Genomic DNA, 13,310 nt, shown 5'->3' on the forward strand with positions numbered 1-13,310 from the left:
GTCGCGGTCAGACGAAGATGCAGAACGGGTGCCCGGCCGGGTCGGCGTACACGCGCAGCGGCTCGTCGGGGTCGTCCCGGCGGTCGAGCAGCAGCCGACCGCCGAGCACCAGGACGCGCTCGTGCTGCGCGTCGAGCTCCTCGGGCGTCTCGACCGTCATGTCGAGGTGCAGCTGCTGCGGCCGCGGACCCTCGGGCCAGGTGGCCTCGGGCAGCTCGTCGACCTGCTGGAACGCGAGCGCGACGCCCTCCTCGCCCCGCAGCACCAGCCAGTCGGCGGTGTCCGGCTCCTCCGGGGGCGGTGGTTCGTCGCCCGGCCGGTACGCCAGGCCCAGCAGCTCGCGGTAGAACTCCGCGAGCCCGCGGACGTCGGTGGTGTCGAGGACGACCTGACGGACCCTCGGCCTGCTCTCGGCCACGCTCATGCGTCACACCTCCTGGGGCCCATCGTGGCGGCGGGCGGACCCTCGTGCACCCGGGCAGCGGGCGCTCCGCCCTGTCGGGCGGGGGTGCGCATGCGTGTCGGACATCGACCCCGAGGTGGCGGAGCGGGCGCACGCGCGCAACGCGCAGCGCAAGGCCGCCGCGGCCGAGGTACCCGTCCCGCCCGCGCGGACGTCGACCGGCTCCCCGGCGGCGAAGGACGGCGGCCGCGCCGAGAAGGCGCCCGCGACGCCTTGACCCGAGGCCGTCGCCGGGCGGGACGGCCCCGTGCGCCCGCACGCCCGCTCGGTGCGGCCCCTCGGCGGCTCCGCTCAGCGCGTCGGCTCGACCGCCGCGCGCAGGCCGTCGACGAGCGACGTCGTCGGCCGCCCGGTCAGCCGGGACAGCTCACCGGTGACGTCGGCGAGCGCGCCCTCGCGGATGTTGCCGTCGAGCGCGACGACGAAGCCGGCGGTGCCCTCGTCGAGGCCCGCGGTCGTGAGCACCGCGAGGTGCTCCTCCGGGGTCACGGGCCGGTAGACGACCTCGCGCCCGAGGACCTCGCCGAGCGCGGCGGCGAGCTCGTGGTGCGTCCAGGCGGTGTCGCCGCCGAGCTCGTAGACCTTGCCCTCGTGGCCCGGGGTCGTGAGGACGGCCGCGGCCGCGGCGGCGAAGTCGGCGCGCGTGGCGCTCGCGACCCGGCCCTCCCCGGCGCTCCCGACGACCTCGCCCGTGGCCCGTGCCTGCTCGACCGTGGGCACGTAGTTCTCCGTGTACCAGTTGTTGCGCAGGATCGTGGTCGCCAGGCCGGACGCCGCGAGGAGCTCCTCGGTGGCCTTGTGCTCGGGCGCGAGCACCAGGTCGCTCGTGGTGGCGCGGGGTGCGCTCGTGTACACGAGGCGGCCGACGCCGGCGGCCTTCGCGGCCTCGATCGCGTTGCCGTGCTGCGTGACGCGCTGCCCGACCTCGTTCCCGGAGACGAGGAGGACCGTGTCGGCGCCCTCGAACGCGACGCGCAGCGAGTCCACGTCGGCGTAGTCGGACGCGACGACCCGCACGCCCTGCGCCGCGAGGTCCGCGAGCGCCTCGACGCGTCGCCCGGTCGCCACGACGTCGGCCGCGGGGACGCCGCGGGCGAGGAGCTCGGTGACGACGAGACGGCCGAGGTGGCCGGTTGCTCCGGTGACGACGACGGACATGGGTGCTCCTCCGGGTGGTGCGCGAGGCCGCGGACGCGGCACCGGCACAACGGCGCGGGCCGCGCGCTGCTTCCCAGAATGCAGATGAACCTTCAACTTTCTTGTTGCGCGGATCGCACAGAGCGGCGCGCCGCGCGAGGCGCCCGGCGCGGACGCCGCCTCGCAACCCGCCCCGGGCGCGGACGCGGACGCACGATGTCGAGAACGGCTGCCCGGCTCCGTCCACCGGACGAGCCCCCAGACGGGCGCCCCGCACGGAAGGATCGGACATGGACCGCACCGACGTCATCGAGGTCCTCGCGAAGCCGCTGTCGCGTGAGCTGCTGGGATCCGCGATCCCCGCCCGGCTCGCCTACGTCGGCGTCGACGGAGCGCCGCGCGCGATCCCCATCGGCTTCTGGTGGAGCGGTGAGCACGTCGTCATGGCGACCCTCCCGCGCTCGGCGAAGGTCCGCGCGCTGCGGCAGAACCCGCGGGTCGCCCTCACGATCGACACCGAGTCCGCGTGGCCGCCCCGGGTCCTGCTGATCCGCGGCGCGGTCCGCGTCGAGCGCGTCGAGGGCGTGCCGGACGCCTACGTCGAGGCGTCGCGCAAGGTCGTGCCCGTCGAGGACTTCCCCGCGTGGGAGGAGCAGGTCCGGGCCCTCTACGACGAGATGGTGCTGCTCACCGTCGTGCCCGACTGGGCGAAGCTCCTCGACTTCGAGACGACGCTCCCCCAGGCCGTCGAGGACCTGGTGCGGGAGCGCCGGGAGGCGGCGGGTGACGACGGCTGAGCGCGCCGGTCCCGCCGTCCCGCGCGCGTGCCAGGCTGACGTCGTGACCCAGCAGCCCACGCCCACGCCCGCGCCCGAGCAGCCCGAGCGCGAGATCGCCGAGCTGACCCGCCTCGTCCGCGAGTTCGTCGACGAGCGCGAGTGGGCGCCGTTCCAGGACCCGAAGTCCCTCGCCCTGGCCCTCGTCGGGGAGGTCGGCGAGCTCGCCGAGCTGCTGCAGTGGGTCCCGGCCGACGGTGCGGTCGAGCGGTTCACGGACCCGGCGCGGCGGCAGCGCATCGGCGAGGAGCTCTCGGACGTGCTCGTCTACCTGCTGCGGCTCGCGGACGTGCTGGGCGTCGACCTCGGGCCCGCGGCGCGCGACAAGCTCGCGGGCTCCCACCGGCGGTTCGTGGCCGACGAGTGGCGCGGGCGGATCCCCGAGAAGTCCTGACCGCTCGGGGACGGGTCAGGGACCGGCGGCCGGGTCCTCGACGGGCGGCCGGCACTCCAGGGGCTCGCACCCGCCGGCGCCCCGGTGGACGTGGGCGCTCGAGAGCGCGATGACCCGCAGCGTCCCGTCGTCCAGGGCGAGCACCTGCACCGAGCCGTCGTGGCCGTCGCTCGCCCGGAAGAAGAGCGGCCGGTCGTGCAGCGCCGACGTCGCCCCCTCCGTCGACACCGTGTACCCGCGGGGTTCGAGGGCCCCGCGGACGGCCTCGCCGAGCGCCTCGACCCGGGCGTCGTCGAGCGCCGCCGGCTGCGCGGAGTTCCAGTGCTCCGGCGTCCAGCGCAGCACGGGCAGGCCGTCGACCACCTGGTCCTCGGTGCCGTCGCGCTCGCTCACGAACACGTCGGCGTCCGCGGGCTCCCACGTCACGTCGGCCGTCGCCGCCACGGCCGCGAGCACGGCCCGGGTCGCGTCGACCTGGCCGGGCAGCACCTCGGCGAGGTCGGGCCGCGCACGCAGCTCGTCGGCCGTGTGGAGCGGCGTGTACTCCGGGCGACGGTCGAGGAGGTCACCCCCGGAGGCCAGGGCCACCCCGACGACCCCGACCACCAGGGCCGCGACGAGGACGGCGCCGAACGGTCGCAGGCGGCGGCGGGAGGACGTCACGTCGCCATCCTGCCCGCTCACTCCCAGCCGAGCCGCCAGCAGAGCTCGCCGGACCGCCACAGGGTGGCGCGCCGCTGGAGCTCCTGCGGCATCCCGAGCGCGTCGTCGACCCCGTACCGCTCGCGCGCCGCGGCCCACAGGACCGTGCACTCGCACGGCCCGTCGTGCGGCCACTCGGGCACCTGGAGCTCCGGCAGCGCGTAGAGGAACGCACCCTCGGCGACGACGCGCTCGCCCGCGGCGCGCGGCCCGACGACGTGCCCGTAGACCTCGACGACCCCGGGGTGCGCGACAGCGGCACGCAGCAGCGCCCCGAGCGTCGGGCCGTCGCCCTGCCGGACCGCGAGCTGCGGCTCGTCGAGCAGCGTCAGCAGGTGCGCCGCGACGTCGGCGCCGAGGCCCGCGAACCGCACGAACCCGTCGTCGCCGTTGACCTCGTGGACCGTGCGGGACGAGCCGTACGGGCGGTAGTCGTGGTACGCGTAGGGCACGTGCACGGACGTCGTGTACGGCGCGAGGGCCGTCGCGGCAGCGGCCGTCCAGCCCCGCGGCCCGAGCGTCCCGCCCGCGCGCCGGCGCACCCCGTGCGGCGCGTCGAGCTGCGCCTCCCACCACGCGGCCACGTCGACCGTCTCCACCTGCTCGAGCACCACGGCTCCCCCTCCCCCTCGCCTCGGACACCCACGTGGAGCGGCGTCCCCACCTGCAGATACAGGGCGTCCACCGGGTGATACGGCACGTCGAGGCCCTCGCTCTGGGTCCTGCGTCCCAGACCACCACATGACCCGCCCATTACCGTGAAAACACGTCCTCCCGAATCCTTCAGGTCCCTCACCCGGCGCCCGATAAGGACCCCGCAGGACACCGACGCGTCCTGGACCGCAGGGGGAAGGCACTCACGTGAACCGTCGCTACCACCGCCCGCCGACCTGGCCGCCGGCACCCGAGGGCTGGACGCCGCCCAAGGGCTGGATCCCGGACCCGGGCTGGCCGCGCGCGCCCCGCGGGTGGGTCTTCTGGACCGACGAGCCCGAGATCGAGGTGCCCAACACCATCGAGGGCTTCTTCACGATCCCGACGCAGCGCCGTGCGGTCGAGGAGTGGGCCTGGCAGGACGTCCGCTCGCGCGTCTGACGCCGCCCGGCACCGCCCGACACCCCGTACAGCTCCGAGGCACCCCCGGGACCCACGTCCCGGGGGTGTCTTGCGTCGGTGGCTAGCCTGGTCGCAGGTCCACCTCCGACACGGGGAGCTCGCATGGGCACGGCAACGACGCCGAGGATCCGCAACGTGGTGCTGCTCGGCCACAGCGGCGCAGGGAAGACGACGCTCGTCGAGGCGCTGCTGCACCGGGCCGGGGCGATCCCCCGCCCGGGCCGCGTCGAGGACGGGTCGACGGTGTGCGACCACGAGCCCGAGGAGGTCAGGCGGGGCATCTCGCTGTCCCTCGCGGTCGCGCCGTTCGCGTGGACCGCGCCCGACGGGCAGACCTACAAGGTCAACCTGCTCGACACCCCCGGCTACGCCGACTTCGTGGGCGCGGTCGACGCGGGCGTGCAGGTCGCGGACCTCGCGGTGATCGTGGTCAGCGCGGTCGACGGCGTCGAGGTCGGCACCGAGCACGCGTGGCAGCGCTGCGTCGCGGCGGGGCTCCCGCGCCTGGTCTTCGTCACCAAGGAGGACCGCCCGCGCGCCGACTTCCACCGCGTGCTGGACCAGCTCCGGGACACGTTCGGCGCCGGGATCGTGCCGCTCGAGCTCCCGCTCGGCGAGGAGGACGCGTTCCACGGCGTCGCGGACGTGCTGTCCGACGAGGGCCTCGCGTACGACCCCGACGGGAGCCGCCACGCGTGCCCGGTGCCCGACGACGTCGCCGCCGAGGAGCACCGCCTGCACGACGAGGTCGCCGAGGAGATCGTCAGCGGCGACGACGAGCAGCTCGAGCGCTACCTCGCCGGGGAGGTGCCGACCGGCGAGGAGCTGGGCCGCACGCTCGCGCACGAGGTCCGCGACGGGCTCGAGGTCCCCGTGCTCGTGGGCTCGGGGGTCACGGGCGTCGCGGTCGACCGCCTCGCCGACTACCTGTGCACGCTCGGTCCGTCGCCCGCGGACCGCCCGCGCACCGTGCTCGTCGGCGGCACCGAGGTCGCGGTCGACGCCGAACCGGCCGGCGACCCCCTCGCGTTCGTGTTCCGGACGCTCGCCGACCCGTTCGTCGGGCAGGTGTCCCTGCTCAAGGTGCTCTCGGGAACCCTGCGCGCGGAGGACCACCTCGTGAACACCACGACGGGTGCCGACGAGCGGCTGCACGGGCTGTTCACGCTGCGCGGCAAGGAGCACGTCCCGGTGACCGAGGTCGTCGCGGGCGACGTCGTCGCGGTCGCGAAGCTCTCGGCGTCCCCGACCGGGACGGCGCTCGGCTCGCGGACCACGCCCGTGCGCGTCCCCGGGCCGCCCGAGCGTCCCGCGCCGTTCGCGCTCGCGCTGCGCCCGGTCACGCAGGCCGACGACGACAAGCTGTCCGGCGCGCTCACCCGGCTCGTCGCCGAGGACCCGACGCTGCGCGTCGACCGGACCGGCGGCGCGGGCGGCGGGCACGGGCAGACCGTCCTGCGCGGCATCGGCGACACGCACCTCGCCGTCGCGCTCGAGCGGCTCGCCCGCAAGTTCGGCGTGCACGTCGAGGCCGAGGACGTGCGCGTCGGCTACCGGGAGACGATCGCGCGCGAGGTCCGGGTCGAGGGCAAGGTCAAGAAGCAGTCGGGCGGGCACGGGCAGTTCGCGGTCGTGCAGCTCACCGTCTCGCCCGCGCCCCGCGGGTCGGGGTTCACGTTCGTCGACTCGGTCGTCGGCGGCGCGATCCCGCGCGGGTACCTCCCCGCGGTCGAGCGCGGGCTGACCGAGGCCATGGCCGCGGGCGGCCCGCACGGCTACCCCGTCGTCGACCTGCGCGTCGAGGTCACCGACGGCAAGTACCACTCGGTCGACTCGTCGGACATGGCGTTCCGCGCCGCCGCGGGCCACGGCCTGCGCGAGGCGCTCGCGACCGCCGGCTCGGTCGTGCTCGAGCCCGTCTCGGCCGTCACCGTGACCGTCCCGGGGGCGTCCCAGGGCGACGTGCTCGGGGACCTCTCGGCGCGGCGCGGGCGCATCGTCGCGACGACCGCGCTCGACGACGGCCGCCACGAGATCCGGGCCCTGGTCCCCGAGGCCGAGCTCGCGCGCTACGTGCTCGAGCTGCGCTCGCTCACCGGCGGGCGCGGGCAGTTCGTCGCGGAGCACGACCACGACGACGTCGTCCCCGCTCACCTCGTCGACCGCCTCGCGGCCGGGGGCGGCGGCTCGCTCGCCCACGTCTCGCGGACGCGCTGACGGCGCCTCACCGCCGTGTCGAGCAGCGCGGCGAGCGCGGCGCCGACCGCGTACGCGGCGAGGTCCGGCGCGTGGAACGTCGTGCCGAGCACCCAGCGGGCCGGCTCCCAGAGCGCGACGACCGCGGCCGGCAGCCCCGTGAGCTGCGCGAGCTCGACGGCCGAGGCGAGCCCCCACGCAGCCACCGCGAGCACCCACGGGCGTGCCCGGACCGCGACGACCCCGACCAGCGCGTACACGAGCACCGCGTAGAGCGCGTCGCCGACCGGCTCCGCGACGGCGGACGCGACCCCGCTCCCCGCGTCCACCGCAGCCGCCGCGGACCGCACCGCGAGCCCGGTCGCGACGGTCGCGAGCGCGGCGACGGCCAGGGCGGGTCGGCGGCTCACCCGGCCAGCATGGCGACCAGCGCACGCCCGCCGGGGCGGATCCACGGAACCTCCACGAGTCCCACGTGGACGCGCACGGCACGTGGCAGGCTGCTGCCCTCAGCCCGTCCCCGAGGAGCATCGTGAGCGCACAGGACCTGACCGGAATCGAGCGGTTCGCCGTCGAGCAGAAGATCACCATGATGGTGAACCGCTACGTGGTGCGGGCGCTCGGGCCGGACGACGAGCCGGGCCCGGTCCTCGCCGTCGCGCAGCAGAAGCGCATGGCGTTCAAGGAGCAGGTCACCTTCTACACCGACGAGTCGCGCACGACGCCGGTGTTCGGGTTCAAGGCCCGCCAGCGCATGGACCTCGGCGCGACCTACGACGTGACCGACGCGCACGGCATGTCGATCGGCTCGTTCCGCAAGGACTTCGGCAAGTCGCTGCTGCGCTCGACGTGGCACCTCGAGTCTCGCGGCGTCACGGCCGTCGGCCAGGAGCGCAGCGCGAACATCGCGGTCCTGCGCCGCGTGTGGGAGCTCATCCCGGTCATCGGGGACGTCCCGGTGCCGTTCGTCTTCCACTTCGACTTCGCCGACCCGAACGGGCACCTGGTGATGACGTCGGAGCGTCGCCCGTCGCTGCGTGACCGGTACACCATCACCGTCCCCGGCGGTCGGCTCGACGGCCGGGTCGCCGCCGCGATGGCCGTCGCGCTCGACGTGCTTCAGTCGCGCTGACCCCGCCCGCGCCCGCGATTCACCCCGCCGCAGCCGCCGACGGCCCACCCCGTGCGTCAACAGCCCCGCCGCCGCGCCGATGAGCACGGTGGGCCCCGAACGGGCCCGACGTCGCGCCGCACGGCCGCCGTCGACAGCAACGACCCCCGGGCGGGCGGCGACGCCGCGCGGAGGCACGTGAGGGCAGGCAGGGTCCGGTGAGCGGCATGGACGCAGGGCACGACGCGCAGGAGCGGACGGGCCGGCTGGCGCGGCGGTTCGACCGCCGGCGGCGGGACCACGGCGTCGCACGCGCCGGCGACGCCACGAGCCGGGCGGTCGACGACGCGCTCGCCGACGCCCTCGCGCGGGCAGACCGGGCCGACGGCGTGGAGGGCTCCCGTGCGAGTGGCCGCGTCCGCGGCGTCGACCGCATGCCCGCGCCCGGACGCGCCCGCCCCCGGGTGCCCCGCCTCGACGCGCGGGCGGAGCGGACCGTCGACGGGCTGCGCGCGCACGGCTGGACCTCGCTGCACGACCTGCACTGGCCCGGACGCCCCGGCGTGCTGCTCGACGAGGTCGTGATCGGGCCGGGCGGGGTCGTCGTGGTCGACGGGTCCCGGTGGTCCGCCGACCTCAGCGTCACCGCGGGGCTGCCCCACCAGGGCGGCCGGGTCCACGACCGCGAGCTGCACGCGCTGGTCGACGCCGTCGCGGCGGTGACCGCGCTCGTCGGCCCGGCGCACCGCAGCGCGGTGACGGCCGTCCTCTGCCCGCCCGGCGCCGCCGGACCCGTCCGCACCTCGGCCGGGCTGCTGGTCGTCGGCCGGGAGCGCCTCGGCGCCCACCTCGCGGGGCTGCCCGTCCGCCTCAGCCCGTACGACGTCGCCGACCTCGGCCGTCGCCTGTCGCGCGAGCTCGGCGGACGCGTCGGCCCCGACCTGCTCACGACCGCCGCGCTCGACCGGCCCGACCCCGCCGCCGGCCCCGTGCGCCCCGGCACGCGCGGCTCGCGCGCGCGGGTCGCCGCACGCACCGAGGCCGTCACCGCACCGACCCGCCAGGGCCTGCGCCGGGCCGTGCGCCGCGCCGACCTCGTCGCGCTCGCGCTGCTCGCCGCGGTGGTCGTGGTGCTGGGCGTCGACCCGGCGTCGCTCGCGACCGCCGGCTCGGCCGTCGGGGACTTCGTCGCGTCCTGGGTCGTCCCCGAGACGCTGCTCCCGGGGTCGCTCGACGGCACCGTCCCCCCGCCGCTCCCCGGGGGCGCCGGGCCCGTCGCCACGAGCTGACCGCCGGCCGGACGGGGCGCGCCGCGCTACCTCCCGCGAGGGAGGCGCGCGGCGGGTACGCGCTGCCAGACTCGTCCGCATGGGGCTGCGCGCAGGGACGAGCCGGCTCGTCCACCCGCTGACCAGCGGCGAGACGGTCCGCTCGGGCGTCTTCCTGGTCATCGGCGGCGTCGTCGCGACCGCGTACCTCACGCTCGTCGTCGGCTTCGTGCAGATGCTGCGGACGCCCGGGACACCGACGGCGATCGGCGTCGTGCTCGCCGTGGTCACGGGCGTCATCGCGTCGGCACCGCCGTTCCTCGCGCCCGTCCGCACGCTCGAGGTGCACGCCACGCGCACGTTCCTCGGCGTCGACGTCCCCGTGCCCGTCGGGGAGCCGGACCCGGCGACGCGCTGGCGCGGCGCCCTCTGGTACGGCGTGCACCTCGTGGCGGGCGGGGTCGTCCTCCTGGCCGTGGTGACCGGGGTGCCCGTGACCGCGCAGCTCGTGCTCGCGGCGCTCGGCGTCGACGGCCTGACCGGCGCCGCCGGTCTCCCGCGGCTCGACCCGTTCCCCACGCCGGGCGGCCCGCTCGACCGCGTGCTGTGGGTCGCGCTCGCCCTCGTCCTGCCGGTGGTGCTCGCCCACCTCGTCGCGGTGTGCGCGTGGGGGCTCCGGCTGCTCGCGCCCGCGCTCCTCGGTCCGTCCGCCGACGAGCGCGTCGCCGAGCTCGAGCGCGCCGCGACCCGGCTCGCGGAGCGCAACCGCCTGGCCCGCGAGCTGCACGACAGCGTCGGGCACGCGCTCACCGTCACGACGCTGCAGGCCGCCGCCGCGGCGCGGACCCTCGATCACGACCCCGAGGCTGCGCGCCGCTCGCTGAGCGCGATCGAGCAGGCCGGGCGCGCCGCGATGGCCGACCTCGACCACGTGCTCGGGCTGCTGCGCGAGCCGGCCGACGGCGGGACCTCCCGGGCACCCGTGCCCGACCTCGGTGCGCTCGACCGGCTCGTCGCCGAGACGCGCGCTGCCGGCGCCGACGTCGTGCTGCACCTCGACGGCGACGTCGGCCGGGTCGGCGGGGCGACGTCGCGCGAGGCGTTCCGGATCGTGCAGGAGTCGCTGACGAACGCGCTGCGGCACGCCGCCGGGCGGGCCGTCGTGGTGCACGTCCGGGTCGGCGCGACGGACGTCGAGGTGCGGGTCACGAACCCTGTGGCGGTCGGGGCGCCGGTCGGGAGCACGGGCGGGACCCGGGCGGGCGACGCGGCGGGGCACGGGCTGGTGGGGTCGGGGCAAGGGCTCGTCGGGATGGCGGAGCGGGTCCGGGTGCTGCGCGGGGGGCTCGACGTCGGCGAGCGCGCGGGCACGTGGACCGTGCACGCGACGCTGCCGCGGGAGCGTTCGTGACCGGGCAGGGCGCGGGCGGGAGGCGAGGCGGCGGGATGGGTGAGGCCGCGGTCGGCGCGGGCGCGGGCGCGCCGGGCGACGGCCCGGCGGGTGACAGCCGGGCGGGCGGAGGCGGTGCCGGTGCGGTGCTGCGCGTCGTCGTGGTGGACGACGAGCCGCTCGTGCGCGCCGGGCTCCGCGTGATCGTCGACGCGGAGCCCGACATGACGGTCGTCGGCGAGGCGGGCGACGGCGTCGACGTCCCGGGCGTCGTCGCCCGCACGCACCCCGACGTCGTGCTCATGGACGTGCGGATGCCCGCCGTGGACGGCATCGCGGCGACCCGTGCGCTCGTCGACCGCCCGGGTGCCCCGCGGGTCATCGTCGTGACGACGTTCGAGAACGACGACCACGTGCTCGACGCGCTGCGGGCCGGTGCCAGCGGCTTCGTGCTCAAGCGGACCCCGCCCGAGGAGATCGTCGAGGCGGTCCGCGTCGTCGTGCGCGGGGACCGCGTGCTGTTCCCCGCGGCGGTGCGCCGGCTCGCGTCCGTGCGCGCCCCGGCGGGCGACGAGCTGCGCGGCGCGGGGCTCACCGAGCGCGAGGCCGAGGTGCTGCGCCTCATGACCACCGGCCTGTCCAACGCCGAGATCGCCGGGCGGCTCTTCCTCGGCGTCGAGACGGTCAAGACCCACGTCGGGAGCGTGCTCGCGAAGACGGGCGCCCGTGACCGGACCCAGGCGGTCATCGCGGCCTACGAGTCGGGCTTCGTGCGGCCCACGGGGTAGCACCTCGACGGCGGCCGGACGGCGGCCGCGAGCGGTCACGTCACGCGCTCGTCCGGGTCCTCCCCCACGCCCGCCCAGCTCTGCAACCGCGGCACCAGCACGCCGGCGCCCGGCTCCAGGGCGGGGAGCCGCAGCGTCCGGTCCTCGAGCTGCAGGACGACGGCGTGGGACCACGTCGGGCGCCCACGGACGTCCCCACGCACCGCCCGGACGCTCGCCCGTGCGACGGTCAGCGGCCGCAGGCGTCGCCTCAGCACGAGCGCGTCCTCGGTCAGCACGAGCTCCGCGGGCCGGGCGGCCAGCAGCACGCCGACGGCGAGCCCACCGACGAGCACGGCCAGGAGGACCGCGAGGAGCGTGGCGGTCGGGTCGTCGTCGCGGACAGCCCTCACCACCGCGAGCGCGAGCTGCACCACGTTGATCGCCAGCAGCGCCAGGAGCAGCCCGCGCCGGGCCGGCGCGCGGGCCAGGACCTCCGCCATCCGCCCCCCTCCGGCTCGTCCGCCGACGGACGCAGCGCCGCGCCCGCTGTCGCGATCATGCCGCGTGCCCGGCCGTCGGGCCAGGGCGGTCGACGGGGGGCGGGGTGCCCACGGGGCTCCGGTGCGCGGCCCGCAGGGCTCACCGCACCGCTCCCCCGCACGGGGGAGCTCGACCGCCTCCGCGGGGGATCACCGCGACGTCGCCGCTGAGGAGGGTGGAGCCATGGACCTCCACGAGACGCACCGCCCCGAACCCGCCACCACGGCCCGGCCCACGGCCGACCCGACCACCGGGGCGGCGGTGACCGCCACCCGGCGCACCGCCGCCGTGACCACCGCCGTCCCGCCCCCGAGCCGCCCACCACGGCACGTCCGCGTCGTGCCCGTGCTCACCGCCGCGTGGTGGAGCGTCTCCGAGCTGGTCGCGCTCACGGTCACGCTGCTCGGCGGCACGCTGCCCGTCGGCGACGCGTCGCCCGACGCCGTCGGCACCCTGCTGCACGACGTGCCCGGCTCGACGCTCAGCCTGCTCGTCGTCCTCCTCGCGCTCGTCGGCGCGACGCTCGCCGTCGGGATGGCGCGCGCCCGCCGGTCGGCCGTCCCCGCCCCGGCGCGCAGGGCCGCGACCGTCGCCGCGGCCGTGACCGTCGCGGGTGCGGTCACGCTCACGGACGCCTCGATCCTCGCGCGGCTCGGCTACCTGCCGCTGCTCGTGGTGCGGGCGCCCTTCGACGAGAAGTACCGGGAGGCGTTCGCCGGCTACGTCGCCCCGGGGGTCCTCGTGCAGTACCTCGCGCTCGGTGGTGCGGTCCTGCTGGCGTGGGCCACGGTGCTGTTCCGCCGCCGTGCCCGCGGCGCGTGCGCGGTGTGCGGGCGGGCCGTCGACCACCCGGAGCCCGCGTGGCGGACCCCGGCCCGCGCCGCGGTGTGGGGCCGGCGCTGGGCGCTCGTCGCCGCGGTGATCCCCGCGCTGTACGCCGCGACGCGGCTCGCGTGGGTCGCGGGCTACCCGTTCGGGATGCAGCCCGACGACTACGACGCGATGGTGGCCGACGGCATGCTCCCCGCGGCGTTCGGGCTCGCGGCGTTCGCGCTCGTCGGCTCCGTGCTCACGCTCGGCCTGTTCCAGCGCTGGGGCGAGGTGTTCCCGCGCTGGATGGTCGGGCTCGCGGGCCGTCGGGTGCCCGTCATGCTCGCCGTCGTGCCCGCGACGCTCGTCGCCGTGGCGGTCGTGCCGGCCAGCATCACGCTGCTCGCCATCGGCCCGGACCAGCTCCGCGCGGAGGCCGCCGAGAGCTGGGGTGCCCTGGCCCCGATGCTGCTGTGGCCGCTGTGGGGACCGGCCCTCGGCGCCGCGACGTACGCCTACCACCTGCGTCGCCGCCCCGCCTGCCGCACGTGCGGGCTCGGCTGACCGACGAGCCCGG

16 protein-coding genes are annotated in these 13,310 nt (G+C 76.9%); 10 read left to right on the forward strand and 6 right to left on the reverse strand.

Features of this window, described 5'->3' with window-relative positions:
- Positions 1 to 7 precede the first annotated feature (7 nt).
- On the reverse strand, positions 8 to 424 hold the full coding sequence (locus tag NXY84_RS20395; RefSeq protein ID WP_258724850.1) for a VOC family protein: 417 nt from the start codon (positions 422 to 424) through the stop codon (positions 8 to 10).
- 94 nt (positions 425 to 518) lie between these two features.
- Between NXY84_RS20395 and NXY84_RS20400 the strand changes: the two genes are divergently transcribed.
- Positions 519 to 680 (forward strand): hypothetical protein, encoded by a 162-nt coding sequence (locus NXY84_RS20400; RefSeq protein ID WP_258724851.1) that lies wholly within the window; start codon positions 519 to 521, stop codon positions 678 to 680.
- 74 nt (positions 681 to 754) lie between these two features.
- On the opposite strand, the gene NXY84_RS20405 is transcribed toward NXY84_RS20400, so the two are convergent.
- Positions 755 to 1,621, reverse strand: coding sequence for an SDR family oxidoreductase (locus NXY84_RS20405; RefSeq protein ID WP_258724852.1), 867 nt, complete (start codon positions 1,619 to 1,621; stop codon positions 755 to 757).
- A gap of 269 nt (positions 1,622 to 1,890) precedes the next feature.
- On the opposite strand from NXY84_RS20405, the gene NXY84_RS20410 reads away from it, so the two are divergent.
- Complete coding sequence (locus NXY84_RS20410) at positions 1,891 to 2,397, forward strand: pyridoxamine 5'-phosphate oxidase family protein (protein WP_258724853.1); 507 nt, start codon at positions 1,891 to 1,893, stop codon at positions 2,395 to 2,397.
- A 43-nt stretch (positions 2,398 to 2,440) separates the two neighbouring features.
- A complete protein-coding gene (locus NXY84_RS20415) occupies positions 2,441 to 2,830 on the forward strand; it encodes a nucleotide pyrophosphohydrolase (protein WP_258724854.1) in 390 nt (129 codons plus the stop codon).
- 15 nt (positions 2,831 to 2,845) lie between these two features.
- Here the strand turns inward: NXY84_RS20415 and NXY84_RS20420 are convergent, their stop codons facing one another.
- Together NXY84_RS20420 and NXY84_RS20425 are read right to left on the reverse strand one after the other, a co-directional pair.
- Positions 2,846 to 3,493, reverse strand: a complete 648-nt coding sequence (locus tag NXY84_RS20420; protein ID WP_258724855.1) for a hypothetical protein — start codon at positions 3,491 to 3,493, stop codon at positions 2,846 to 2,848.
- Positions 3,494 to 3,510: 17 nt separating this feature from the next.
- Positions 3,511 to 4,143 carry a hypothetical protein gene (locus NXY84_RS20425; RefSeq protein WP_258724856.1) on the reverse strand — a complete coding sequence of 211 codons (633 nt, stop codon included), beginning with the start codon at positions 4,141 to 4,143 and terminating at the stop codon, positions 3,511 to 3,513.
- A gap of 250 nt (positions 4,144 to 4,393) precedes the next feature.
- On the opposite strand from NXY84_RS20425, the gene NXY84_RS20430 reads away from it, so the two are divergent.
- A complete protein-coding gene (locus NXY84_RS20430) occupies positions 4,394 to 4,627 on the forward strand; it encodes a hypothetical protein (RefSeq protein WP_258724857.1) in 234 nt (77 codons plus the stop codon).
- 123 nt (positions 4,628 to 4,750) lie between these two features.
- Positions 4,751 to 6,865 (forward strand): elongation factor G, encoded by a 2,115-nt coding sequence (locus NXY84_RS20435; RefSeq protein ID WP_258724858.1) that lies wholly within the window; start codon positions 4,751 to 4,753, stop codon positions 6,863 to 6,865.
- Here the strand turns inward: NXY84_RS20435 and NXY84_RS20440 are convergent.
- Positions 6,799 to 7,254: a DUF2809 domain-containing protein gene (locus tag NXY84_RS20440; RefSeq protein WP_258724859.1), complete on the reverse strand. Its 456-nt coding sequence runs from the start codon at positions 7,252 to 7,254 to the stop codon at positions 6,799 to 6,801. The genes NXY84_RS20435 and NXY84_RS20440 overlap by 67 nt on opposite strands.
- Positions 7,255 to 7,376: 122 nt before the next feature.
- Between NXY84_RS20440 and NXY84_RS20445 the strand changes: the two genes are divergently transcribed.
- From NXY84_RS20445 to NXY84_RS20460, 4 genes are all read left to right on the forward strand, one after another.
- Positions 7,377 to 7,976 (forward strand): hypothetical protein, encoded by a 600-nt coding sequence (locus NXY84_RS20445; RefSeq protein ID WP_258724860.1) that lies wholly within the window; start codon positions 7,377 to 7,379, stop codon positions 7,974 to 7,976.
- 206 nt (positions 7,977 to 8,182) lie between these two features.
- Positions 8,183 to 9,244: a hypothetical protein gene (locus NXY84_RS20450; RefSeq protein WP_258724861.1), complete on the forward strand. Its 1,062-nt coding sequence runs from the start codon at positions 8,183 to 8,185 to the stop codon at positions 9,242 to 9,244.
- A gap of 79 nt (positions 9,245 to 9,323) precedes the next feature.
- Positions 9,324 to 10,634 carry a sensor histidine kinase gene (locus NXY84_RS20455; protein WP_258724862.1) on the forward strand — a complete coding sequence of 437 codons (1,311 nt, stop codon included), beginning with the start codon at positions 9,324 to 9,326 and terminating at the stop codon, positions 10,632 to 10,634.
- The gene (locus tag NXY84_RS20460) at positions 10,631 to 11,401 is read left to right on the forward strand and encodes a response regulator transcription factor (RefSeq protein ID WP_258724863.1); all 771 of its coding nucleotides are present in this window, start codon (positions 10,631 to 10,633) and stop codon (positions 11,399 to 11,401) included. Before NXY84_RS20455 ends, NXY84_RS20460 begins: the two co-directional genes overlap by 4 nt.
- A gap of 35 nt (positions 11,402 to 11,436) precedes the next feature.
- Here NXY84_RS20460 and NXY84_RS20465 read toward each other — a convergent pair whose 3' ends face one another.
- On the reverse strand, positions 11,437 to 11,883 hold the full coding sequence (locus tag NXY84_RS20465) for a hypothetical protein (RefSeq protein WP_258724864.1): 447 nt from the start codon (positions 11,881 to 11,883) through the stop codon (positions 11,437 to 11,439).
- A gap of 223 nt (positions 11,884 to 12,106) precedes the next feature.
- Here NXY84_RS20465 and NXY84_RS20470 point away from each other — a divergent pair, with 223 nt between their 5' ends.
- Positions 12,107 to 13,297, forward strand: coding sequence for a hypothetical protein (locus NXY84_RS20470; protein WP_258727304.1), 1,191 nt, complete (start codon positions 12,107 to 12,109; stop codon positions 13,295 to 13,297).
- Positions 13,298 to 13,310: the final 13 nt, after the last annotated feature.

This window comes from Cellulomonas sp. NS3, from assembly GCF_024757985.1.
Classification (GTDB): domain Bacteria; phylum Actinomycetota; class Actinomycetes; order Actinomycetales; family Cellulomonadaceae; genus Cellulomonas_A.